Source organism: Mesorhizobium sp. L103C131B0, assembly GCF_000502275.1.
Classification (GTDB): Bacteria; Pseudomonadota; Alphaproteobacteria; order Rhizobiales; family Rhizobiaceae; genus Mesorhizobium.
Genome location: NZ_AYXC01000020.1, coordinates 38,663 through 63,096, shown reverse-complemented (window position 1 = coordinate 63,096; position 24,434 = coordinate 38,663). Strand labels below are relative to the sequence as shown.

Genomic DNA, 24,434 nt, shown 5'->3' with positions numbered 1-24,434 from the left:
ACGATTTGCAATCCGGGCAGGCTCGACAAATTAAGGAGTAGCTCGTTCCGTGTCCAAGCCCAGACAAGTCTTGGTTTTCTCACGGGCGCGATACAAAAGGCACAGGCTGGACTTGGCTGCCGGGGGCGGGGCTTGTCGACCGCTCGATTGAAAGTGAGATGCGAGGCGGAGAATCACCCATGTGCAGAGCGGCAAGGCGCTCGCCTACCTCCCTGTCATTCACCGTCAGCCGATGGTTTAGACGAAGATAGTCCGTCCATGTCGGCGTGCGGAATGTCTCGGTCCAAAGCGTCGACTTCTGAAGGTCGCGCTGGAGGGTCCAGTCCCGCGCACCGGCGCGGCTCTGAACGCGCCGCCTTTCGCGCATGCAGCTCAGAAATTCATCGATACTCTCCTCGGGTATCGAGTACTCCACCTTGATCACGATCGGACCGCTCCTGGGTTTCAAAGGGAGGGCCAGTTCTGGTGGCCTGAAGTCGACGGCCGCTTGATCCGATTCCTCCCATAGCCGCACTGGCAATAGCTTTCCCACAGCCGCGACCAGCAACAGTGCCGCTGCAGCACCTTCCAAAGCCCACGTCAGCGAATAGTACTGCGCGACAGCACCCCAGATCCAGCTGCCCGCTGCCATGCCGCCGTAGGTCAGGGCGTAATAGATGGACAGGGTCCGACCAACGACCCACCTTGGGCTTGCCAACTGCACACACACGTCGGTTCCGGTCCAGGTGACAACCCAGCCAGCGCCACCGATTGCAAGCGCGATCGCCGCCACAGCCACCGACGATGTGAGGGCCATCAAAAGGCAACACGTTGCGCAAGCAACGGATGCGAGCGTGATCAATCGGTTCTGGGACGTAATGCGTCTCAAGTAGCTGCTGCCAATGCCGGCTATGAAGGCGCCTGTGCCGAAGCCAGCCAATAGCACCCCGTAAACAATTGGCCCTCCCGCCAGCTGGTCGCGAACCAGGAGGGGGAGCAGAGCAAGGATCGAGATGCTTGACAGCCCGAATAGGGTTGCACGCACAATCGCCACTCTGATCTCGGAGGATATTGCCGTGAATCGCATGCCATCATGAATGGCCGTAGTCATCCGCTCGCGCGGAAGAGGCGAAAAGCGAACTTGCCACTTTGAGCGCAGAACAGCGCTCAACGGGACCAGGTCACTCAGCGCAGCGAGGGCGAAAGCCGTAAGGGGGCCTAGCAAAGCTAAGATTACACCGCCCAGCGCCGGTCCTATGCTCCGAACCACGTTGTAGCCCACCGACATCAGCGTCACTGCGGCGGGTATGTCGCGCTTTTCCAGGATATCGCCTACCGACGCGTGCCATGCTGGATCGTTCAAGGCAAAGCCGCATCCGGCCAAGAAACTCAGTCCCAGGATCAGCCATGGACTAACAAAGCCCAGTCCCACAGCGAGTGCCAGCGCCGTGGATGCCAGTGCGATAAGGCAGTGTCCGGCAAGCATCACGCCGCGGCGGCTGAAGCTGTCTGCAATGGCTCCAGCAAGGATCGACAAGAAGAACGCGGGCAGTGTCGATGCAGCCTGTACGAGCGCAACCATTAGATCGGAGGCTGAAATCGTCGCCATGAGCCAGCTTATAGCCACGCTCTGCACCAGCCAGCCAAGGCTGGATATCTGCGTGGCTGTCCAGATAGAACGAAAGACCGGGTTGTGAAGAGGGATCAGTGTGTTTGCCGCAAAGCGCGGAGGATCTTGACGCCGCATCACTTCTCTCCTCCACTGGGTGTCGTTCGTCCGCTCATTTGCTTACAGCGGTGCGCTCTGTGCACAGACTGCGTCACAACGAAGTTCCGAAATCGCGCTCGCAACAAGGACAATGTGACATCCATGGTGCTGATGCGCCTTGAGGTACCAACCTGGCCGTTAGCTGATGGGTCCCGCAGCCCGCTGGGTGCGGTCAGTTCTGCCCTGCGACTCTTGGCTTTGGACGGTGCTAGCGCCCCGATGGCCGGCTTGTCAAACTGCCGTAGTGCCAGCACATCCATCCCATCTGTTGACCGCGATCTCCGACGAGGTCGAGCAGCAGTAGGTCAACGGCAAATCTGGGTATTTCCGCTATCCGGTCGAGCGCGTGGCCATCGTCCGGAAACCCGAAGACGTTCATCACCCAGGCGACCACCACGCCCGAGACAATGCGACACGGCGGTAGCGGTTCACCAGAGGACGTGCGTTCTACTCAGCAGGAACATTGTTCTGCCGATCGTCGGCTGCGCCAGCCGTCACGTAAAGCGGCGCCAGAGTTCTTGCACCCGTCATTGGACTCCCGCTTTGCAGGTTTCGCCTAGGGCCTGCATCAGGTCATCTATAATGTCCTGAGGATGTTCAAGCCCTACAGAAATTCGCAGCAATCCGCCTGGCGCTTTGGACTTCGCACCTTCAACGGATGCGCGATGCTCTATCAGAGAATGCGTCCCGCCAAGGCTTGTCGCCCGGACCACAATCTTCAGGCGGCCGGCCACGGCCATTGCAGCATCGGCTCCGCCCTCGACGATAAAGGATAGCATCGCTCCGTAATGGCTCATTTGCCGCGTAGCAAGATCGTGTCCCGGATCAGTTTGCAAACCAGGAAAGAGCACTTTTTCGACGCGCGGATGAGACGCCAGGGCCTCGGCCACTTTCTGGGCGCCTTCGCAATGGGCGCGCATGCGGACCGGCAATGTCTGCAGGCCCCGCAACGCCAGCCAACAGTCGAAGGGCGCTGCGACGCTGCCCTTGTGTTTCTGGACCATCCGCAATGGGCGACCGAGGGGTGACGCGTTTGGGACAATGACGACACCGGCCATCAAATCCGAGTGGCCGCCAATGTACTTTGTCGCCGAGTGCATCACCGCGTCTGCCCCGATTTCGAGTGGCAGTTGAAGCACTGGGGTGGCCCACGTATTGTCCACCACCGCCAAGGCGTCTGCCTCGTGCGCGATTGCGCAGATGGCCGCAATGTCGACAACGCGGATCATCGGGTTTGACGGCGTCTCGACCCAGACGAGGCCAGTCCGCTTCGATGTCACCGCGGCGCGCAAAGCGTCCAAATCGCGCATGTCGACGGGGGCAAAGTCGAAGCGAGACCCAATGTCGGTCTCTTCGATCAGCGAACGAATGCCGAAATACATGTCATCCGGCAGAACGATCCGACCCGCCGACGGATGGCTCTCGAAAACTGCAGCGATTGCGGCCATGCCCGAAGCGAAGGCGATGCCCTCTCCCCCTCCCTCAAGCGTCGCCATGGCCGCCTCGAACGCATTGCGTGTCGGATTTCCATCCCTTGTGTATTCGAAGCCGGACGGAAATGACCCGTTGGCGTCTCGTTCGAACGTGGTGCTGGTGTGCAGCGGCATGGATACGGCCCCCGTGGACGCGTCGACACCTCGGCCGCAGTGGATCGCCTTCGTCTCAAAACGCATCGGCTATTTCCTTCCTAACGGGCAGTTGCAATTTCGTGCCGGTCACTATACTGACCGCAATACGCGAGCCGAGGACCCAAGTCAATATAATGACCAATGTTACGGAAGCGTTTGATGCCGAGCAAGCGCTTGGGCAAGCGATAGCAGCCCGGATCCGAGACTTGAGGCGTGACCAAAACCTGACCCTGGATCGCCTGGCTAAACTAAGTGGCCTATCGAAGGGAACCGTGGTCGCGCTGGAGCAGGCTAGGGCGAACCCCAGTATCGGCATACTGTGTCGGCTGGCGGCGGCGTTTTCGCTCTCGGTGGCCGATTTGTTGAACGAGCACCCTTCCACGGTGCGCCTTCCCATCGAGCGGACAGAGACCAGGAGGCTTTGGACGAGCGCCAAGGGAAGCTCTGCGCAACTGCATTCGTCGACCTCGGGACGCACGATGTTCGAACTGTGGAGCTGGGTCATGATGCCGGGCGACGTGTTTTCCGCGGACGCTCATAGTCCGGATACGCGCGAGCTGATCTCGGTCAGTCAGGGTGCCCTGAGCGTTGTGGTAGGTACCCACGTGGAAATTTTAAGCGAAGGCGAGAGTGCGCGGCTTGTCACTGACCAACCTCACTCATATGCGGCGGCATCTGATGTGCCCGCCCACTTCACGATGGCGGTGCTTGAGCGTGGTGGACACCGAAATCCGGGGCACTCGTCGACGGCAGCGAAGATTCAGGGGCACGTTCCGTAAGGCCCCGCCGATTACTAACAACCGCACATTCGCGACAGGAGATAAACCGTTGTACGTTCCGCCTCATTTTGCCGTCCCTGATCAGAACGCCCTGTTCGACCTTATCGAGAGACACCCGCTCGGTATCCTCGTCACCCAAAGCAAAGGCACGCTGGACGCGAACCACCTCCCTTTCGAGCTTGACCGCTCGAAGGGAGACAAGGGCGTTCTCAATTGCCATGTCGCTCGCAAGAACCCAGTCTGGGAGGAAGTCGCCAATGGCGATGAGGTTCTCGTAATCTTCCGTGAGGCCGACGCTTACATCTCGCCGAACTGGTATCCGAGCAAGCATGAATTCCACAAGCAGGTGCCGACCTGGAACTATCTCGTCGTCCATGCCCACGGACGCATCACTGTCCGGGATGATGAGCGGTATGTGCGCCGCAACGTGGCGAAGCTCACTCACATGCAAGAAGCCTCGCAGCCGGTCCCATGGAAGATGGGCGACGCGCCGAAGGACTTCATCGACACGATGGTCAGGGCAATCGTCGCCTTGGAGATCGAGATCACCGGCCTGGTTGGAAAATCAAAACTCAGCCAGAACAAAGAGTTGCGCGACATTCAGAACCCTGGCGAAATGCTGCGTGCCCAAGGGGCCATTGAGATGGGAGAAGCGATGCTCGCGGCTGCGGCGGTCAAATCCCAATAGCATGTGTCTTGTCCCGACAAAGCCGCTGGTGCCGGCTTCCCGACGGGTCACCTAGTCCGCCTTGACGCACGGCAATAGCGTTTGACGGCCTGAAGCGACGCTGTGGTCACCCTTGTGATGCTTTTCCACGCGCCTGGTCAGGCGACAGGATTGCTCCGTCGTGAGGACAGGCGGGAGTTTGCAGGTTGCGGTGGGCGGGTTCGTTTCCGGCGCCTGCGCCCCGTCGTATGTCGCGAGTTGAGGAATGCGATCGAGGGCGATGTGCAGGATGCGCAGCGGGAACGTCGTCGGCTGGCACAGACGGACTTCCGATTTCACCTCGACCACCCGCGCAGCGGTTTTGAATGAGGCGCAAACGCACGCGTGTCGAATTGGGCGATTTCCCTTGGGCGCCGAGCTCGACCATGCGCGATGATGCACTCGACGCAGCTCCAGCTGGCGGCGCCTTCAACGAACTCCTTGAACCTGCAGACCTTGCCCGAAAGCACTTGCTCTTACGGGAGATGATTGGCTTTGTCGCCGAAGCGACTGATGGAGATGTTGGTGGGCGCCGCCGCGTAGGCGACGACCCCGTAATCACAGCGGGAGCTCGCAGGCGGGGTCGACAAACACCCTTGATTGGCCGAGCTTGAGGTGCATCTCTATCAGGCTGCTTGCTTATTGGGCTGGTCCAGCGTTTGATCGGACCCATGATCCATCCGACCAGCTTGTGAGGGATGCAACCGAACCAGGCGCTGCTCCCACAGTCTTCGCAGGGCCTCCATTAGAGCTGCATGCCTGGCCTGATCCGGCTCAATCATATTGAGGTGATCTCGCAACACGGCTTCGCCCTCGATCCGCATCAGTAGATTAAACAAGTCGTTTGAAATTCGCACACTGTCAATGCTGGAGTGGTTCGGAATAATCTCGCAGACAGTCTCCTGATGATCTCGCGCTGTGTAAGCACGGGTTTGATGGAGGGAGACTGAGGGAGGCAATGAAATCGCAAGCGCAGTCCAATCCTGCAGCGTTGCAGCCCGTTTTTTTACCAGGAAGGGCCCGACCACAAGTCCATCCAGCTCTGTCGTCAAAAATGTGGCAATCGCGTCTGCAACCGTATCCACGATCGGTTCAGCATTGTTGTTAAAGGACGTATTGAGCAGAATTGGAGTGCCTGTCCGCTTCTTGAACGCATTGATGACCTCCCAGTAAGCTGGGTTGGCATCGCGCGATACTGTTTGCAGCCGAGCCGTACCGTCGACGTGCGTAATGGCACCCAACAAGGCGCGCTTTGAGTCACGCACGCGAACGACGAAATTCATGAATGGAAATTCGTGCTTACCGTCCGGGAGGTCGAAAAATTCGCTCGCATCCTCTTCCAGCACAGATGGTGCGAAAGGCCTGTAGCCTTCGCGCTTCTTGACCATGGCATTGATCCGGTCCTTGTTTGCAGCGGGCCGAGGGTCGGCAAGAATGCTGCGGTTGCCCAGCGCACGTGGCCCAAACTCCGAACGACCCTGCACCCAGCCGATCACGGCGCCGTTGGTGATCCAGTGGGCTGCACTGCTCGCTACGTCATAAGAGCGTTCAACCTCGAGATGTCCGGACCATGCATTCAGTTCCTGTTCCACGGCGCGGTCGCTCCCGAGATCAGGACCCCAATAGACCTCCTGCAGTCGCTCACGCGGCGCGGGGCGGCCCATCTCGTTAGAGACTATCAGCGCAGCTCCCAATGCGCAGCCAGCGTCGTGAGACGCGGGTTGCACGAAGATGTCTTCGAAAAGCCCTGAATACAGCAGCTTGCCGTTCATCGTGCAGTTGTGGGCTACCCCTCCCGCCAGACACAACCGCTTCATGCCGGTGGCCTCACGGTGGTGCCGGAGAATGTGGAACACGATCCGCTCAAGCGCTTCCTGCAGTGACGCACTCACATCTCGATGCTGCTGGGTGAAAGGCATTCCCTTCCGCCTGATCTCGATGTTGCGGAGCAACGCCGGACCGATGCGGTCGAGGTGAACACGGTAGCCACCGTTGGCGGAGAGCTCGTACAACTGCTCGAAGAGCTCGCGATAGGGAGCGGGGTCGCCATAGGGCGCGAGTCCCATTACCTTATACTCGTCGAACATGCCGTAGCCGAGACAGCGGATCGTCTCGAGATAAAACAGCCCAAGAGAATTGTCCTCCGGGAAAGCCTCGATTTGCGTAATTTCTGTGCCAGACCCTACCGCCACAAGGCCCGACAGGAAATCACCACAGCCATCAATCGCTAGAATGAGACTTTGTTCGAAGCCCGACATTGCAAAGGCGCTCACGGCGTGCGCCTGATGATGACCTACGAATGAAATACGTGAACTGTCCAACTTAGTGCCGAACTCACGCGCTAACAGGTTCTGCACCAACATTTTAGCATCCAACGGAATGGAGAGAATGTCTGGTTGGGAAGCGGACATACCTTCAAGCATGGCGTTGGCGTAGGGCTCGCTGGCGTAGACCGCGACACGATCAATGTCGCTGAGCTGAACCCCGGCCGTCGAAAGACAGTATTGAATCGAACCACTTGGCAGCTTGTTCGAGTGCTTGATTCGATTGAGGCGTTCCTCTTCTACGGCGGCTATCACCTTTCCGTCTCGGACGAGCACCGCGGCGCCATCGTGCATAAAGGCGTTCGGACGCTCGAATCGGTTTTCATGGACTTGGTCAAGTCCGCCGCTGATTCCTAGACACAGCATTTCTTTCTCCAAATAGTAACGGGAAGCCAAATTGGCTTACCTCGACTGTTCCAACTAAATAGGCCGTGTTGTCGCCTGCAGCTGCGACCGCCCGTCAGGCATCAGCGGCATCGAAGAAAGCCTCATAAACGATCAATGAGATGCTTCGACTGTGACACCTACGGTGCCATCACGCCGAGAGCTTGGCTGGATCATCCAATCCTGAGCGGCTGCTGACATGTATCCGGCAATGTCGTTTTCATCGGCAGAACCAACTTGCGATGCCGCCTGTTCTTGGGAAGGGCGGCCGTCGACGAATAACAGTACCGCCCCCGTGAACTGGCCCGATTTCATTCTCCGAAGCGACCATGGTCGCACCGCCCGACATTGTCGGCCAGTTGCAACTCACTTTCTCGGCACGACCTCCACTGCACGTCAGGGCGCATGGAAGATTTTCTCCTTTGGATTATTCCTAAGGCAGCTTTCGTCACGCGATAGAGCAGCGTGTGATTGGTGCGTGAGGCTCTTTTTTGTCCATGCACGATTCCGGAAGGGTGATGAAATCGATTGTTTTGATCAAAGTCATCCACGCTATGAATAACAGCCGCAGCACATGCGTTTTTAAAGCGCTTCAGGCTTCCCGGATGGCTACTCCGATGTGAAGCGCATGGCATTCCAAGCGCTCTGTCAACCAAAACGATGAGTATCGGCGTCGACCCACATTGCCTTCGTCTTCGCGACTCCGTGACAGCGGCTGGCATTGTGTTTGTAGAGCATCGGGCGAAGATCATGTCGATCGGCCATCTCGCCTGCCTATCGGCAAACCCTTGAACAATGATCCACGCACCAGCGCGATTGTGATCACGAGCGCCTCTGAGCTCGGGAGGTTCGGTTTTCTGAGGGCCTGGGTCTCCGAAGCGATGGAGGTAGCTAGCCTTCCTGGTGCTATACGGTTGTGCTCTTCATGGAGTGGACGCATTTGCGTCTCGAAAGCGGTTCTTCAGTGGAACCGGCGCCAAGGCCCGTCTGTGGTCGTTCAGAACACGGGGTGCCGTCTCCAAACCGGATATTGGAGCGGGCAGCCGCCGGAATTTGACCCATGGAGATGAGCGCCTGTCAGGAGGCGTTTCGAAAACGGCGCGATCTTCATCGCGGCTGTTTCATGGTGTCATTCCTGACATGTTCTTTATAATCGGCAGCTTGCGGATAGTCTTGCCCGTCGCCGCCCGTAGCGCGTTGGCGACGGCCGGGCCGATAGGCGGCACACCTGGCTCACCAACTCCCGTGGGCGGCTCCTCGGACGGCACAATGTGCACCTCGACTCGCGGCATCTGCTCGATCCTGAGCGGTGTATAGGTATCGTAGTTCTCTTGGTCTACGACACCGCCATTCAGGGTCAGCTCCTCCTGGAGGATCGCGCCTAGCCCGAAGCCGATACCGCCCTCCATCTGAGCGCGAATCTGGTCAGGATTTATCGCGGTGCCGCAATCTACCGCGCAGACGACGCGGTCGACCTTGAAACCATTTTCATCGTTGAGGGTGATCTCCACCACATCGGCGACATAGGTCGAGAGGCTTTCATGCAGGGCCACGCCGCGGAAACGGCCTTCCGGCAGAGGCTTGTCCCAGCCTGCCTTCTCAGCAGCCACTTTAAGCACGGCGGCATTCCGTGGATGGTGACCGAGCATTGACAAGCGGAAGTCGACCGGATCACGGTTCGCAGCGGCGGCGAGCTCATCGATCAGGGTTTCCACCGCGTAAGCGGTGTGGGTGGAGCCTACCGAACGCCACCACAGCACCGGGATGTTCACGTCCGTGGTGGTCAGCTCGACCTTCAGGTTCGGGATCGCATAGGGCAGGTTGGTGGCGCCCTCTACGGAGGTTGGATCGATGCCGTTCTTGATCATCGCCGCAGAGGTCGAACCGCCCAAGACCGATTGGCCCACGATGTGGTCATGGAGAGCGACGACATTGCCTTTCTTGTCGAGCCCCGCCTTGACTGCATGCACATAGGCCGGCCGGTACCGCCCACCCCGCATGTCATTCTCGCGGGTCCACTGCACCTTCACTGGCTTGCCGCGTCCCAGTGCACGCGCTGTGGAAACAGCTTCGATAATGACATCTGCATCAAAGACCGCGCGGCGGCCGAAACTGCCGCCGGTCTTCATCACGTGCAGCCTCACCTTGTCCGGCGTGGTGCCGCCTACCTGAGCGGCAGCCGCCTGATAAAGGTCGGGCATCTGGTGTCCGCCCCAGACGTCGATGGTGCCGTCTTCGTTGATTCGGGCGGCCGCGTTGAGTGGCTCGATCGAAGCATGGACAAGATAGGGGAATTCGTAGTGCCCCTCGATGATTTTCTCAGCACTGGCGAACGCTGCGGGAGTGTTACCGTCGTCGCGCGCGGTGGCCGCGCCCAGATCGTCTGCTGCCTTGTTGTATTCGGCCATGATCTCGGCCGTGCCGCGCCCTTCGGCCTTCTCCTCGTTCCAGGTCACCTCCACGAGTTCGCGGCCCTTGAGCGCCGTCCAGGTGTCCCTGCCAACCACGGCAATGCCTCGCGGCGTCTGGACGACATCGACAATGCCGTCGAGTGCCTTCGCCTTGGTTGCGTCGAAGCTCTCGATCTCGGCGCCGAACTTCGGCGGATGGATCATAACGGCCGTCTGGAGTCCCTCCATCATGAGGTCGATCGTGTAGGTCTGCGCGCCGTTGGTCTTGCCGGCGGAATCGTAGCGCTTGAGGCTGTCCGATCCGATCTGGGCCCACTTGTCGCGCGGCTTTAGCGGCACGTCGTCGGGAACCGGCATTCCCGCTGCGGCTTCAGCCAGGTCACCGTAGCGCGCCTGCATCCCTGAGGCGTGCGACACGACCCCGGAAGCGACTTTGATCTCGCCGGCTGGCACATCCCACCGCTGCGCCGCGGCCGCCACCAGCAAGGCCCGTGCGGCAGCACCCGCCTTGCGGTAGCGTTCCCACGACGAACTCATCGACGTGGAGCCACCGGTTGCCTGTGCGGCCCCGCCCCAGGCGAGATTGCCGTAGAGCGCGGTATTGCCATATCCGCCGACCACGTCCACCTGCGCCCAGTCGCCGTCGAGCTCTTCCATAACCAGGGTGGCGATGCCGAAATAGGAGCCTTGTCCCATCTCGAACTGCGAGGAGTAGATGATGATTCGGTTCTCCTTTGTGATCTCGACATAGGTCTGGAAGGGGTTCGCCTGAACCTTTGCAGTAGTCGTTTGTGCGATGTCGGACGCCGCCAGCACTAGCCGGTAGCCTACGGCGAGGCCAGCGGTGGTGACGCCCGCGCCGACGAGGAACCGGCGGCGCGTGGGCCGCACGGAGTTATGCTTCGAGAGAAACTGCGACATGCCTCAAGTCTCCAGCCGGTTGGCGGTCTCGTGGATGGCCGCGCGGATGCGATGATAGGTGGCGCAGCGGCAGAGATTGCCGCTCATCGCCGAATCAATATCATCGTCCGACGGCTTAGGCGTTTCTGTAAGGAGGGCCACGGCCGACATGATCTGGCCAGACTGGCAATAGCCGCATTGAGGTACGTCGAACTCGGCCCACACGGCCTGGACCGTTTCGCCTATCTTGCCCGACACACCCTCAATGGTGGTGATCGAGGCTCCTTCGATGTCGCCGACTGCGGTCTGGCACGAGCGCGTCGGCATGCCGTTAACGTGAACCGTGCAAGCGCCGCACTGGGCAAGCCCGCAACCGAATTTCGTTCCCGTGAGTCCGATGACGTCACGGACCGCCCAGAGCAGCGGCATCTCTGGATCGACGTCGAGTGTTCGCGCCTCGCCATTGAGGGTAAAAGCGACCATTGCTTGCTCTCCTTGTCCTGAGCTGGCTATCTCGTTGAGCCTCCGCCCGCCTGGCAACCGAGCTCTTGTTGCTGGGCCTAGCGACCACACCGTAGGAACGCGCAGCTCAAGCAACAAGCCGCTAGTTTGGCGAGTTACGAGATCGTGAAGTGGGTCGTGTCGAAAGGCTGGAGGCAACTGAATGTCATTTTTTTGGGCGGACAGGCCGCTTAGGCTGGGTTACACAGACTGGACATTCGGGTCGTCGCGAACATCGACCGCTGGTCGGCCGCGTCCGGCAGGGCCCTGATTGGCTACACGAAATGAAATGGGACGACTATCGATGGGGGCCTACCTCGACCCGCAACCTCCACGACTGGACCCTCAGGTTTCCGACTATCGTCCCGGGCGGTGGCCGAGCTCGGCGCCTCGGACGCTATAATAGACGGTGAGGCGTTCGTCGTTGACCAGAAGGCTTGTCGCGCATTCCCAGTCTTCAGCGGGCTCTTGGCCGCGGCGGGAGACGTCAGGACCATGCTTGCCGGCTTCGACCTGCTCAAATCGACGGCGCGGGTCTTCGCGATCGGCCACTCGTTGATCGACGCAAAGCGCTAGTTAACCTGCTGAAACGCCGCCAAACGGCATCGTTCTGAGCGACGAGATCAGCGGCGGCAGCGACATTCTCGCGCAAGTCTGCCAGTTCGGCCTCGAGGGCACCGTCTCCAAGCTTCGTGTCAGTCCATATCCATCCGGCCGGCGCTAAGAATGGGTGAGACAAAATGCGTGCTGAGTGGTGAGTTCATCGTCATCGGCTGCGAACCCGGCAACAGTTACGGCGGTCGGGAAGCGTGCTCTGGCGAATGTCGAGGACGGAAGTATGGTGTTCGCCGGCGGCATTGGCACTGGCTTCAATGCGCGCACCGGGCCGGAAGTAAAGCGCCGGCTCGATGCCATCCCAATGGATAAACCACCGATTCCTAGTTTGAAGGGGAACGGTGCGGCATGGGCGGAGTGCCTGCGCAGTCTGTACCTCCGCAGTCGATTGTTGAGTTCGAAGGGGGGTGTTATTGGCGTCGAGACCGCTCAAGCCATGGCTATCAGCACGCCGAGTGCGTTGTTTTCGATCAGTTCTCGAAATGAGCGGGTAAATACATGACACTTCCTTTCACTTGCCGAACGAGGTTTGCTGTTCACCGGCTGGCATCCGATGGCAAACCTTTCAACGCGGCGGCGATCTGGCGCTTCGCTGCTGGGGGCAGAGGCAGGATGGGACGCGGGGGGTCGGCACAAATGTCGAGCAATTCAGCGAGTGCATAGACGACGCGAAGGCTCGAGAACTCCTTGAAGAGGCTCCAGATCGGGACCAGCGCGGCATTGATCCGTCGCGCTTCGGCCGCATCCCCCTGTTGCGCCGCTGTGACGATCGTCATGCAGACCTCGGGCAGGATGCCCGCGAGGACGCTGTACCATGTGTCGGCCCCGGCGATCATGGCCTCGGCGGCGTTCCAGTCGCCGCTGTAGCCAATCGAGAACCCTTCCGGCAGTGTGCGCCTCTGGGCGGTCAGGTGGTTCTTGATCGCATCGCTTTTGTCTGTCGGATTCTTGATGGCGACAATCCCAGCCACCTTTGCCAGGCGGCTGACAAGGGGTGGACTGAAATGGAAATGCGTCGTTCCTGGATTGTCGTAGACGACGATCGGCAGGCCACTTTCGCGCGCCACAGTGGAGAAATGTTCTAGCACCTCGTCATCAGTAAGCGGGGTGTAGGATGCGGCGGCAAGCAAACCCGCAGCTGCTCCAAGGGCCTTGGCGTCTTGCGCGAGCCCCACGGCTTCATCGGTGCGCAGCGCGCCCACACCCACCACGACCGGCATTTGCCCCGCCGTTTGGTCCAAGGTCTCGGAGAGCGCCCGCCGCCGTTGCTCGCGCGACAGATAGATGTATGTGCCGGTGCTGCCGAGAAGACCGATGGAATCGACCTGAGCGATGCCAAGCCGAGCAATCAGCCTGCGCAGGGCAACGCTATCGACGCGGCCGTCACGATTGGTTGGGGTGATGGGGAACGCGGAAAGACCGCTCAGGAATGCCATGGCAAGGCTCCAGATCTATGTGTGAGCGCAGAGGTGACCGCATGCCAGGTCATTACAAGACGTCCAAAGCCCGCCGCAGATCGGCGATCAGATCATCAGCGTCTTCAAGCCCCACCGAGAGACGCATGAGGTCCTCGCCCACTCCATCGGCCAAATGGGCATCCTTGCGGATCGGCTGCCGAGCACGGGTGAGGCTTGCTGGATGATAGATGAGGCTGTCGGCATCGCCGAGGCTGACGGCGCGAATGATCAGGTTGAGCCGGTCCATCATCCGGCGCGCGCCTTCGTATCCAGCGTGGAGGCCAAAGGCCAACATGCCCGATCCGTTGGACATCTGTTTTCGCGCCGTCACCTGATCAGGGTGCGAGTCCAGGAACGGATAACTCACAAATGCCACCGCCGGGTGCGCTTCCAGCGCCCGAGCCACCGCAAGGGCCGTGGCGCTGTGCCGTTCCATACGCAGCGTCAGCGTCTTGAGACCGCGCAGGATCAGGAAAGCTGACATCGGCGAGAGCGCTGCGCCGGTGATGTAGCGCAGGCCCGTTTCATGTAGCGTACGGAGCGTTTGGGCGTCGCCGAGAAGCGCCCCACCAAGGGCATCGCCATGACCATTGATGTACTTGGTCAGCGAATGGAGCACGATGTCCGCCCCGTGCTCAAGCGGTCGCTGGAGCGCGGGCGAGGCGAAGGTGCTGTCGACTGCAACCCTTACACCGCGCGCGTGAGCGCGCTCGGCAATTGCCGCTATGTCGAGGATGCGGCTCAGCGGATTCACCGGCGTCTCGAAGAAAACCAGCCGCGTCCGCTCGGTGATCGCAGCATCGAGATTTTGGGGATTTGACAGATCGACCGCGACGACCTTGATGCCGAAGCGGGGGACCGCCTGTTCGACCATGGCAAGCGTGTTCGCATAAAGCGTCTTGTGGACGATGAGTTCATCGCCCTGGGACAGCAGCGACAGGATCAGAGTGCCGAAGGCCGCCATCCCTGAGGCAACAACCAGCCCCGCCTCGGCTCCTTCCAGAATCGCGAGCCGCTGCTCGAGGATCTCGGTCGTGGGATTGTATTCGCGCGCATAGAGCCGTCCACCAAGGGCGGCGGCGGCATCGTTTGCTGCCACGCTTTCGAACCCATAGGTTGACGTCAGGAACACTGGCGGCTGGACGGCATTGGAAAAGCCGGCCGGATCGTAGCCATGATGGATCGCCCGGGTGGCAAATCCGGGGCTGGTGCGGTTGAGCGACCCCGTGGGAGTATCGGTTTCGGATTGAAGGGAGCTGGTCATTCGGCCTCTGCGATCTTTCTTGGGGTTCCGAAAGATTGACGGCAACCTGGCCAATGTGAAATATCCAGTTGGCGATGAAAGAGATGGTCCAGTCTTCAAGTGCCGGGTCTGCAGCGCGCTCGCATGCGATGGGTGCACGCCAGATCTACGAAGCCCTTCGCGAGCAAATCCTCGGCGGCGTCTACGAAACCGGCAGTCAGTTGCCATCCTCCCGGGCCCTGGCAAATGACCTCGGCGTTTCGCGAACCACGGTGACGGTCGCCTATGAGCAACTGGCTGCGGAGGGTTTCATCGAAGCCCGTCAAGGCGCGCGACCTCGCGTTGCGTCTTCGTTGATCGGCCATGAGACGGGCCGCACTCACGCGAAACGGGTCGGCCCAATCCACCTGTCCGCATATGGCGAGCGGCTGCGCGCGACGTCACCCTGGCCAGATTATCTGCCGACTGGGCTGAAGGTCGAGTTCCGCTATGGGGACCTGGCACCGTCGGATTTCCCATCATTGGTCTGGAAACGCGCGATGAACGAGGCGATGGGGCAGCGCCCGCTGCGTCTTGCCTATGACGATCCTCGCGGTTCGCGCCGGCTCCGCCAGGCGCTTCAGGGATATCTCTGGCGCGCCCGGACCCTGAGCTGCGACCTCGACCAGATCGTCATCGTCAGCGGTTCGCAGCAGGGCCTTGATCTGTGCGCGCGCCTGCTTCTCGATCCCGCCGACCGCTTCGTCATCGAGGACCCGTGCTACAGGATGGCGCGTCAGGTCTTTGCCAGTACGGGTGCTTCACCCATCCCGGTCATCGTCGACGAAGACGGGATGAGGACCGAGTTGCTGGCGGGGATCGGAGCACGACTGGCTTATGTGACGCCGTCGCATCAGTTTCCGCTGGGCGGCGTCATGCCGATCGCGCGCCGCCATCAGCTTCTGGAATGGGCGCGGCACAACAACGCCTATGTGATCGAGGACGACTACGACAGCGAATATCGCTACGACATCAATCCGGTCCCTCCGCTGCACAGTCTCGAGGACCACGGGGCTGTCATCTATCTCGGCACGATCTCCAAAACGCTCTCGCCGATGCTGCGCATCGGCTACCTCGTCCTCCCGCCCGAATTGCAGGAGGTCTTCGCAACCGCCAAACAATTCGCAGACCGGCATTCGCCGGTCGCTGAACAGGAAGCGCTGGCATCGTTGATCGAGAGCGGCGGCTACGAAAGCCATGTGCGTCGTGTGCGCAGGCTGAACGGCGAGCGTCGGGAAACGTTGTTGGGTGCCTTGCAGCACAGCTTCGGGGATCGCATCACTGTCCAGGGAGCTGATGCGGGACTGCACGTCGCGGTTTGGTTCAATGACCTGCCACGATCGCGGGAAACGGCCTTGGTCGAATCCGCCCGCGACGCTGGCCTGGGGCTACACTTGATCTCGCCGCTCTACAAACGGCCATCGGACGAAGGCCGCACCGATCGCGTCGGACTTGTCATGGGCTATGCCGCCTTGAGCATTCGGCAGATCGGGAAGGGCGTTGAGGTCCTGCGAGAGGTTGTCAAGCAGGTGCAAGACGCGATGCCGGCGCGGAACAACTGAGACGGGGCGACGTCGAAAGCTGGCGCTGAAAACGGTCCGAGACTCCTCGTATTTCTTTACAGACAGCCAACTGGACCGGGAAAATGCCATGCAACTGGCGCTGTTGATCAGGCCAGTTTTGCAGCAGGTTCCACGAGACGGTTTCCGAGAGCGATGATGACCTGGCGAGGAAAGCTGCTTCACGTCCATATCGCGCCCGCTGCCTCCTATGAAATGGAGGAGCTGGCGCAGGCGCAGCTTATTGCCGGCCAAGGCATTGTCGGAGACCGCTACTACCTGGGGACGGGGACCTATTCCGCGCGTCCTGACGTTCGCGAAGTGACGCTGATCGAAGCTGAAGTCTTGGACGCCATCGCGCAGGGCGAACCCAGAATTCCGGGCTTCAAGGCCAAGCTCGCACCCGAGGATCACCGGCGCAATCTGACGACACGAGGCGTTCCGCTTAGCCATCTTGTCGGCAAACGCTTCCGGGTCGGGGAAACGATTCTCAGGGCCGCCCGGATGAATGTGCCGTGCAAGTATATCGAGGAGTTGCTCGGGCTTTCGGGTCTCTACGAGGGGCTTCTGAACCGCTCCGGCCTGAACTGCACAATCGACGTCGGGGGCGTGATCCGCCCTGGTGATCTGATCTTGCCCATCGACGAGTGAAACGCCATGGCCTCGCCGCGTATTATCATGAAGCTGACCGTGACCGCCGTCCGCAAGGAGCCGGGCGACGTGCTGGTCATCGACCTGAAACACCCACGCAAACCTGTGCTGCCGGCGTTCGAAGCGGGTTCTCACGTCGACGTCCATCTGCCTGAAGGGAAGGTGCGTCAGTATTCACTTTGCGGCGACCCGACCGAGCTGGGCCGCTACACCATCGCGGTGAAGCGCGAGAATGACGGCCGTGGCGGCTCGGCGTGGATCCACGAAACCATTGCCGTCGGCTCCACACTGCCTGTCTCCGCGCCACGCAACCATTTTGCGCTCAAGCCAGGCGAGGGGCCGACTTTGCTGCTGGCAGGGGGAATCGGGATCACCCCGATTCTGGCCATGGCGCGCGCGCTCACCCGGCAGGCCAAGCCCTTTGAGTTGCACTATTTCACCCGCAGCCGGGCGCTCACGCCACTCTTGGCGGCGATCGGGCGCGATCTTCCCGGCGGCAATGTGCGGATTCATTTCGACGACGAGCCTCAGACCCGGCAGGACATCGCCGCGCTGCTGGCGAACCGTTCGGCCGAGGCTCAGGTTTACTATTGCGGGCCGCCTGGCTTCATGGCGGTTGTGGGGCGCGCGGCCGAACACTGGCCCGAGGGTACTGTTCATTTCGAAACTTTCCAGCCTCCCGAGTTTGATGGCGCGCCACCGGAACCATTCGTCATAGAACTGGGTGAGGGCAGGATGGTCGAGGTTTCGGCGCAGACCACGGCGCTCGCGGCCCTGCGCGGGGCCGGTGTGCCGTTGATGGCCTCGTGTGAGAATGGGGTGTGCGGGACCTGCGAATGCGCAATGCTGGCGGGACAGCCGATCCATCGGGATGCCGTCCTGTCCAAGGAGGCACGCGGCCACCGCTTCATCCCCTGCGTGTCGCGCGCGACAGGTTTGTTGAAACTCGATCTTTGACCATTTGGGCGGGGGTCCTGTGAGACCGGCAGCTGATTTGCGGGAAACTGAATGACGAGGAAACTGGAATATCTGAACGAGATCGAGCGCTGCGTCTCCTGGCTCGCAGCCTGGACGATCCACCACGCCAACCACGTCCGCGAGGGCGATGAGATCAAGGTCGGGGGGCATCAGGCCTCGTCCGCGTCGCTGAGCACCATCATGACCGCGCTCTACGGTTCGGTCCTACGCCCGCAGGATCGGGTGGCGGTCAAACCCCATGCGGCGCCGATCTTCCATGCACTTCAGTATCTGGCGGGCAACCAGACTCACGAAAAGCTCATGAACTTCCGCGGCTACAAGGGCGCGCAGAGCTATCCTTCGCGGACGAAGGATGTCGACGATGTCGACTTCTCGACCGGGTCGGTGGGTCTCGGCGTTGCTCAGACGCTGTTCTCGTCACTGGTGCAGGACTACGTCTCGGGTCACGGCTGGATGAAGGAGCGTTCCGAGGGCCGAATGGTCAGCCTGATCGGCGACGCCGAGATGGATGAGGGCAACATCTACGAGGCCCTGATCGAAGGCTGGAAGCACGGGCTCAGGAACTGCTGGTGGGTGGTCGACTACAATCGCCAGTCGCTCGACGCCGTGATCCGGGAGGGCCTCTGGCAGCGGTTCGAGCAGATTTTTCGCAACTTCGGCTGGGACGTGATGGTCCTGCGCCACGGCGCTCTGCAAGAGGCTGCCTTTGCCGAGCCGGGGGGCGAGAAGCTGCTCGAGTGGATAGAGCGCTGTCCGAACCAGCTCTATTCGGCGCTGACCTTCCAAGGGGGTGCTGCCTGGCGCAAGCGGCTGCTCGACGAGATCGGAGACCAAGGGCGGGTAACCACTCTGATAGAACGCCGCTCCGACGACGAGTTGCAGGCGTTGATGACGAACCTTGGCGGGCATGACATGCCGAGCCTCCTCGAAGCCTTCGAGGCGGCGTCCAGGCATGACCGTCCCGTCTGCTTCATCTGTTACACCATCAAGGGCTACGGTCTGCCGCTTGCCGGACACAAGGACAACCACGCGGGGCAGATGACGCCCACGCAGATGGAAGACTACCGCCTGCAGATGGGCGTAAAGCGGGGTGAGGAGTGGGACAAATGGGCGGCCGCCAACTTGCCGGAAGCGGAACTTGACGCCTTCTTCGCAAGGGCGCCGTTCTTCAGTGAGGGCCGTAGGAGGCTGTCTGCGCCGTCGGTGCCGGTGCCCGAAACCCTTCCGTCACCGGGGCAGCCCGGCAAACCGCTCTCGACCCAGATGGGCTTCGGCCAGATCCTGAACGACATCGCACGAGAGCGCAGTCTGCTTGCCGACCGCATTGTCACCACCTCGCCCGATGTGACGGTCTCGACCAATCTCGGTGGCTGGGTTAACCGGCGCGGCCTTTTCGCCCGGGAGACCATGGCGGACACCTTCAAGGCCGAACGCATTCCGTCGACCTTTACCTGGGAATTTGGGCCGAAGGGGCAGCACCTCGAGCTCGGGATCGCCGAGTCGAACCTGATGATCATGCTCGGGGCGCTCGGTCTCTCGCACTCGATTAATGGCGTGCGCCTACTGCCGATCGGGACAGTCTATGATCCCTTCATCTACCGATCGGCCGACCAGCTAAACTACGCCTGCTATCAGGATGCGCGCTTCATGCTGGTCGCAACGCCCTCGGGCGTGACGCTGGCGCCCGAGGGCGGGGCACACCAGTCGATCGGAACCCCATTGATCGGCATGGCGCAGGATGGGCTTTGCGCCTTCGAACCGGCCTTCGTCGACGAACTGTCCGTGATCATGCGCTTTGCCTTCGATTACATGCAACGTAATGGCGAGGGGGATCCGGATGAGATGACGTGGCTGCGTGATCAGACCGGAGGATCGGTCTATCTTCGCCTGTCAACCCGGCCGCTCGAGCAGCCGCTGCGCGACATGAAACCGGCGCTCGCGCGGGACATCGTCAACGGCGCCTATTGGCTGCGTCCGCCCGGGCCGAACGCGAGTGTCGTCATTGCTTACCAAGGCGTTGTCGCGCCGGAGGCGATTGCCGCGACGGGTCTTCTGGCGGAGGACCGGCGCGATGTCGGGCTGCTCGCGATCACCTCCGCGGACCGGCTTAATGCGGGCTGGCAGGCGGCGGAACGAGCCCGGCAGCGTGGCGCGATTGGCGCCCTGAGTCATATCGAGCGGCTGCTCGCGCCGCTATCGCGTGACTGCGGCATCGTCACCGTGATCGACGGCCACCCGGCGACGCTCGCGTGGCTCGGTGGGGTTAACGGGCATCGCGTGAAGGCGCTCGGGGTCGAGCATTTCGGCCAGACGGGGACTATTACGGACCTCTACCGTCACCACGGCCTGGACACCAACGCCATCGTACATGCGGCACAGGCGGTAAGTGCGGGACCGGCTGTTCGCTACCGGAAGGCGCTGCCTTGACCATGAGCTACCGGACGCTTCGGGCCGGTACGGATCGGCTCACGTCCACCGCCCGGCCATTTCCACGGGCGTTCCGGTTCGCTTCAAAGCGGACAGCTGCCAGGGACACTGTGGACGTTCTGATCGCGCTAGAGTAGCTCGTGCGACCCCCAGGGTCACCTGGAATACGCAGGGAGGCGGCTTTTATTTAGCCTTGCGTCCAATTACGAATTCGATCCAATCCAGTCCGGAGCAAAAGCTCCGCGTCCTCCCGATTTTCGGCTTCGACGTAGCACCGCATTTCCGGGGCATTTCCGGATGGACGCAAATGCAAGACACGCTTATCCGCGAGAGTGATACGAAGCCCGTCAACATCGCTAACCTTGCTTACCACTCCAATCGACCCGACGAAGGCGGCGATGTTAGTTTCCGCTGTACGAAGGTATGTCATGAGGCGAGTGCTGCTTTCGATGGAAAAATTTTCCAAGCGATCCGCAACCGCCGCTGGCAATTGAAAGGAACTGCCAATCTCCGACAGTGGCTGCCCACTTGTATTAACAAGGGAAAGTGCCGCAAGGATGGGGAGAAAACTGTCGCGTGTAGGTAGCGCTGGCAGTTTAGTTCCGTTCGGGTCAAAGTCCGTGCCGGTCAACAAACCACCGTTTGCTTCGAAACCAACCACGCGCTCGTGACCCGACGCAACCAAATCGAGCATGGCAGCAATAACAAATGGCGATCCAACCTTGGTACGCACGACTTTAAAAGAACCTGCGGTCTCGATACCAGAGTTTGATGTGACCGGCGTGACGACTGCCTTCGCTTGCAGGAAGTTCGCCGTAATCAGGCCTAACAAATCACCGCGAAGGGGGTCTCCGTGGTCGTCAGCTACCAGTGGGCGGTCACCATCGCCATCTGCCGAGACGACCGCATCAAGCCGATGCTCTTTGGCCCAGAGCTTGAACTGTTGAGCAGTCTCGTCCGAGACCGCTTCAGTGTCGACAGGAATGAAACCTTCCGAACGTCCCAGGGTTACGACCGTCGCACAGTGATATGAGAGAATGTCAACCAAGAGATCGCGCGCGACTGTGCTGTGCTGATATACGCCCACCGTTAAGCCCTTTAGAGCATTAATCTCCATAAGCTTTCGATTGCGCGCCATGAAAAAGGCCTTGCATTCGGCCTCCCGGTGCTGCCGACGTGCAACAGCACCTTCAAGGACGTATCCGCGCTTCTCCAACTGCAAGGCGATGCGCGTTATCTCCCGCTCATCACCCTTGTCGATCTCACCGTCGGGTCGATAGAATTTTATTCCATTACGGTCGGCCGGAATGTGCGAGCCTGTGATCATCAAACAACCACTCTTACGCGCCTGAGCATACAGTGCCAGGGCAGGGGTGGGGACGGCGCCGCAATCGACTACGATGAAGCCGAGCGCAGACAGTGCCGCCGCACAGACGGCGGCGATGGCCGGACTCGAGGCGCGAAAGTCGCGCCCTATGAGTATCTCGTCGCCAATTCTGGCGAGGCCGGATTCCAGCAGGAATGTCGCGAATGCCGTTGCATATAGGGCAGAGGCGGCTCCTGCCAATTCTGTCGCCAGGCCCCGTAATCCACTTGTTCCGAATTTCATACCAAATCCGACGTTGCTAACCGGGTTTTGAGGGTAACATGCTCAAACTTTGGCTCGTCCGGAATGCCCATCGACAGATCCCTCGGACGAGAACAAGAAGTACATTCGGTTACCGTAGACGCGCTCGGTTATCGAGGGTTACCCTTGTGAGGATTGACGCAGTCGGCGTCGGCGTGGGCAGCGCACCGTGACCTTCACGGCGACGAGTTGGAGCGGATGGGGTCCGGGCCCGGCAGGGCTCCTCGCGGCTGGCTCACATGAGCGCTATCGCCATCGAGTGATTGTCTCAGTCTACATTAGCTCTGGGTCCCGAAAGCGCGTACAGCAAATCCTCTTATCTATCGCCGTTCGGTGTAGCTCCCGTTCAGAAATGCATGATAGACACTCTCGATGCCTTCCATGAGAGTGATCTTTGCTGCCCATCCCAAAGTGCGCAGCTTGTCGACGCTCATCAGCTTTCGCGGTGTACCGTCAGGTCTAGAGTGATCATGCGCGATCTCCCCAGTAAATCCGACTACACGGCAGATCATTCTGGTCAGCTCTAGGATCGTGATGTCCTGTCCGCAGCCGAGATTGACGTGATCATGGTCAGAGTAGTTCTTCAGAAGGAAGACTAATGCGTCGGCGCAGTCGTCGACGTGCATGAATTCCCGACGTGGTGTGCCCGTGCCCCAGATGGTGATTCGCTTATCACTTATGAGCTTAGCTTCATGCGCTTTCCGGATCAGCGCTGGGATGACGTGGCTTGACTGCAAGTCATAATTGTCGCCTGGCCCGTAGAGATTCGTCGGCATAGCGGAGATGTAGTCGCGGCCATATTGCTGGCGATAGGCTTGAGCCATTTTGATGCCGGTGATCTTGGCGACGGCGTAGCATTCGTTGGTGCGCTCTAGTGGCCCGGTCAAAAGCGCGCTTTCAGGAATGGGCTGTGGTGCCATCTTCGGATAGATGCAAGACGAGCCGAGGAAGAGGACGCGGTCGACATTGTTTTCGTGGGCTGCCGCGAAGATATTGGCCTCGATCATCAGATTGTCGTAAAGAAAGTCGACCGGATAGGTGGCGTTCGCGAGAATACCACCTACCTTTGCCGCCGCCATAATGATAGCGTCCGGTTTCATCACTGCCACGAAGTTTTCAACCTCGGTCTGTCGCTTGAGATCTAGCTCTCCGCGAGGGGCGGCCACAACTTTGCAGTCTTCAGACGCGAGTCGGCGTACAACAGCGCTGCCCACCATACCTTTGTGGCCAGCGACCCACACGGTTTTTCCGTTCAGATCATACATTACGCTTCCTTCATGACTACAGATGTCTGCATGACCTTCAGGTCTTCGCGGACCATTTCCGCAGCAAGGTCGCGCACGGATATCTCATGCACCCAGCCGAGCTTCTCCTTCGCCTTGGTAGCGTCACCCAGGAGAAGATCGACTTCCGTGGGGCGGAAGTAGCGTGGGTCCACTTGGACTAGGCATCTGCCGCTCGCTAGATCATAGCCCTTTTCGTCGACACCCTTGCCCCGCCATTCGATCTCGACGCCGACATCTTCGAAAGCCCACTCGACGAATTGGCGGACAGGAGTCGTTTTGCCCGTAGCCAGCACGTAATCATCCGGTTGATCCTGCTGCATCATCATCCACATACCTCGCACGTACTCACGCGCATGGCCCCAATCGCGTTGAGCATCGAGATTGCCGAGATAAAGCTTGTCCTGCTTGCCCAGGTAAATAGCAGCGGCAGCGCGGGTGATCTTGCGCGTCACAAAAGTTTCGCCACGGAGGGGGCTTTCGTGATTAAAAAGAATGCCGTTGGAAGCGTGCATACCATAGCCCTCACGATAATTGACGACCATCCAGTAGGCGTAGAGCTTGGCGGCGGCGTAAGGGCTGCGCGGATAAAAAGGCGTCGTTTCGTTCTGCGGTACGGACTGCACGAGGCCGTATAGCTCTGACGTCGAGGCTTGATAGAAGCGGGTCTTGTCCGTCAGACCGAGGAGGCGAATCGCCTCAAGAAGTCGCAATGTACCGATACCGTCCGCGTTTGCTGTGTACTCAGGTGTTTCGAACGACACCTGGACATGGCTCTGAGCAGCCAAGTTGTAAATTTCGTCTGGCTGAGATTCCTGAACCACGCGGATGAGGTTAGTCGAATCAGTGAGATCACCGTAATGCAAGATTAAGCGCGGATCGGATTCGTGCGGGTCTTGGTAGAGGTCTTCGATACGACCGGTGTTGAAGGAAGAGGAACGTCGCTTAATCCCATGAACGATGTAGTCTTTTTTGAGAAGAAGACGGGCAAGATAGGCACCATCCTGTCCAGTTATGCCCGTAATAAGAGCAACTTTCCTGCTATCACCCATTCTATTCCTGCTCAATTAAAGTTTAAAGTTTCGGCTCCGGCTCGCCACGCCGACACAATGTGCGGCCCGCCCCGTGCCCCATGGAGCACTTCGACAGATGCGGCGCGAAGATCGTCATTGACT

At 60.1% G+C, this 24,434-nt stretch carries 18 protein-coding genes; 8 read left to right on the top strand and 10 right to left on the bottom strand.

Annotated elements, in window-relative coordinates:
• Positions 1–79: 79 nt before the first annotated feature.
• Together X730_RS140110 and X730_RS140115 are read right to left on the bottom strand one after the other, a co-directional pair.
• Positions 80–1,726 (bottom strand): MFS transporter, encoded by a 1,647-nt coding sequence (locus X730_RS140110; protein ID WP_023704122.1) that lies wholly within the window; start codon positions 1,724–1,726, stop codon positions 80–82.
• Between the two features lie 548 nt (positions 1,727–2,274).
• Positions 2,275–3,420 (bottom strand): aminotransferase class I/II-fold pyridoxal phosphate-dependent enzyme, encoded by a 1,146-nt coding sequence (locus X730_RS140115; protein WP_023827302.1) that lies wholly within the window; start codon positions 3,418–3,420, stop codon positions 2,275–2,277.
• A gap of 89 nt (positions 3,421–3,509) precedes the next feature.
• Between X730_RS140115 and X730_RS140120 the strand changes: the two genes are divergently transcribed.
• Both X730_RS140120 and X730_RS140125 read left to right on the top strand, forming a co-directional pair.
• Positions 3,510–4,154 (top strand): XRE family transcriptional regulator, encoded by a 645-nt coding sequence (locus tag X730_RS140120; protein WP_031197303.1) that lies wholly within the window; start codon positions 3,510–3,512, stop codon positions 4,152–4,154.
• Between the two features lie 49 nt (positions 4,155–4,203).
• A complete protein-coding gene (locus X730_RS140125; RefSeq protein ID WP_023827301.1) occupies positions 4,204–4,842 on the top strand; it encodes an FMN-binding negative transcriptional regulator in 639 nt (212 codons plus the stop codon).
• Positions 4,843–5,486: 644 nt separating this feature from the next.
• Here X730_RS140125 and X730_RS140135 read toward each other — a convergent pair.
• The 3 genes from X730_RS140135 to X730_RS140145 form a co-directional block, all read right to left on the bottom strand.
• Positions 5,487–7,550, bottom strand: coding sequence for a carbamoyltransferase (locus X730_RS140135; RefSeq protein WP_023827299.1), 2,064 nt, complete (start codon positions 7,548–7,550; stop codon positions 5,487–5,489).
• A gap of 1,139 nt (positions 7,551–8,689) precedes the next feature.
• A complete protein-coding gene (locus X730_RS140140; protein ID WP_023827298.1) occupies positions 8,690–10,900 on the bottom strand; it encodes a xanthine dehydrogenase family protein molybdopterin-binding subunit in 2,211 nt (736 codons plus the stop codon).
• A 3-nt stretch (positions 10,901–10,903) separates the two neighbouring features.
• Positions 10,904–11,362, bottom strand: a complete 459-nt coding sequence (locus X730_RS140145) for a (2Fe-2S)-binding protein (RefSeq protein WP_023708041.1) — start codon at positions 11,360–11,362, stop codon at positions 10,904–10,906.
• A gap of 390 nt (positions 11,363–11,752) precedes the next feature.
• Here X730_RS140145 and X730_RS140150 point away from each other — a divergent pair, with 390 nt between their 5' ends.
• Complete coding sequence (locus X730_RS140150; protein ID WP_023827297.1) at positions 11,753–11,956, top strand: hypothetical protein; 204 nt, start codon at positions 11,753–11,755, stop codon at positions 11,954–11,956.
• A gap of 262 nt (positions 11,957–12,218) precedes the next feature.
• On the top strand, positions 12,219–12,497 hold the full coding sequence (locus tag X730_RS1000000167735; protein WP_155922518.1) for a hypothetical protein: 279 nt from the start codon (positions 12,219–12,221) through the stop codon (positions 12,495–12,497).
• 34 nt (positions 12,498–12,531) lie between these two features.
• Here X730_RS1000000167735 and X730_RS140155 read toward each other — a convergent pair whose 3' ends face one another.
• Both X730_RS140155 and X730_RS140160 read right to left on the bottom strand, forming a co-directional pair.
• Complete coding sequence (locus X730_RS140155; RefSeq protein WP_023747238.1) at positions 12,532–13,431, bottom strand: dihydrodipicolinate synthase family protein; 900 nt, start codon at positions 13,429–13,431, stop codon at positions 12,532–12,534.
• Positions 13,432–13,483: 52 nt separating this feature from the next.
• Entirely contained in the window at positions 13,484–14,716 is a 1,233-nt protein-coding gene (locus X730_RS140160) for a PLP-dependent aspartate aminotransferase family protein (protein WP_023750580.1), read from the bottom strand.
• Between the two features lie 74 nt (positions 14,717–14,790).
• Here X730_RS140160 and X730_RS140165 point away from each other — a divergent pair, with 74 nt between their 5' ends.
• The 4 genes from X730_RS140165 (at position 14,791) to X730_RS140180 (ending at position 20,349) form a co-directional block, all read left to right on the top strand.
• Entirely contained in the window at positions 14,791–16,296 is a 1,506-nt protein-coding gene (locus tag X730_RS140165; protein WP_032888641.1) for a PLP-dependent aminotransferase family protein, read from the top strand.
• Between the two features lie 156 nt (positions 16,297–16,452).
• The gene (locus X730_RS140170) at positions 16,453–16,944 is read left to right on the top strand and encodes an MOSC domain-containing protein (protein ID WP_023711837.1); all 492 of its coding nucleotides are present in this window, start codon (positions 16,453–16,455) and stop codon (positions 16,942–16,944) included.
• A 6-nt stretch (positions 16,945–16,950) separates the two neighbouring features.
• Positions 16,951–17,901, top strand: coding sequence for a PDR/VanB family oxidoreductase (locus tag X730_RS140175; protein ID WP_023672393.1), 951 nt, complete (start codon positions 16,951–16,953; stop codon positions 17,899–17,901).
• A gap of 51 nt (positions 17,902–17,952) precedes the next feature.
• On the top strand, positions 17,953–20,349 hold the full coding sequence (locus X730_RS140180) for a transketolase (RefSeq protein WP_023827295.1): 2,397 nt from the start codon (positions 17,953–17,955) through the stop codon (positions 20,347–20,349).
• A gap of 187 nt (positions 20,350–20,536) precedes the next feature.
• Here X730_RS140180 and X730_RS140185 read toward each other — a convergent pair whose 3' ends face one another.
• From X730_RS140185 to gmd, 3 genes are all read right to left on the bottom strand, one after another.
• Positions 20,537–21,958 (bottom strand): phosphomannomutase, encoded by a 1,422-nt coding sequence (locus X730_RS140185; RefSeq protein WP_023827294.1) that lies wholly within the window; start codon positions 21,956–21,958, stop codon positions 20,537–20,539.
• Positions 21,959–22,296: 338 nt separating this feature from the next.
• On the bottom strand, positions 22,297–23,241 hold the full coding sequence (locus tag X730_RS140190; protein ID WP_023672396.1) for a GDP-L-fucose synthase: 945 nt from the start codon (positions 23,239–23,241) through the stop codon (positions 22,297–22,299).
• On the bottom strand, positions 23,241–24,311 hold the full coding sequence (gene gmd, locus X730_RS140195; protein ID WP_023672397.1) for a GDP-mannose 4,6-dehydratase: 1,071 nt from the start codon (positions 24,309–24,311) through the stop codon (positions 23,241–23,243). The genes X730_RS140190 and gmd overlap by 1 nt, the downstream gene beginning before the upstream one ends.
• Positions 24,312–24,434: the final 123 nt, after the last annotated feature.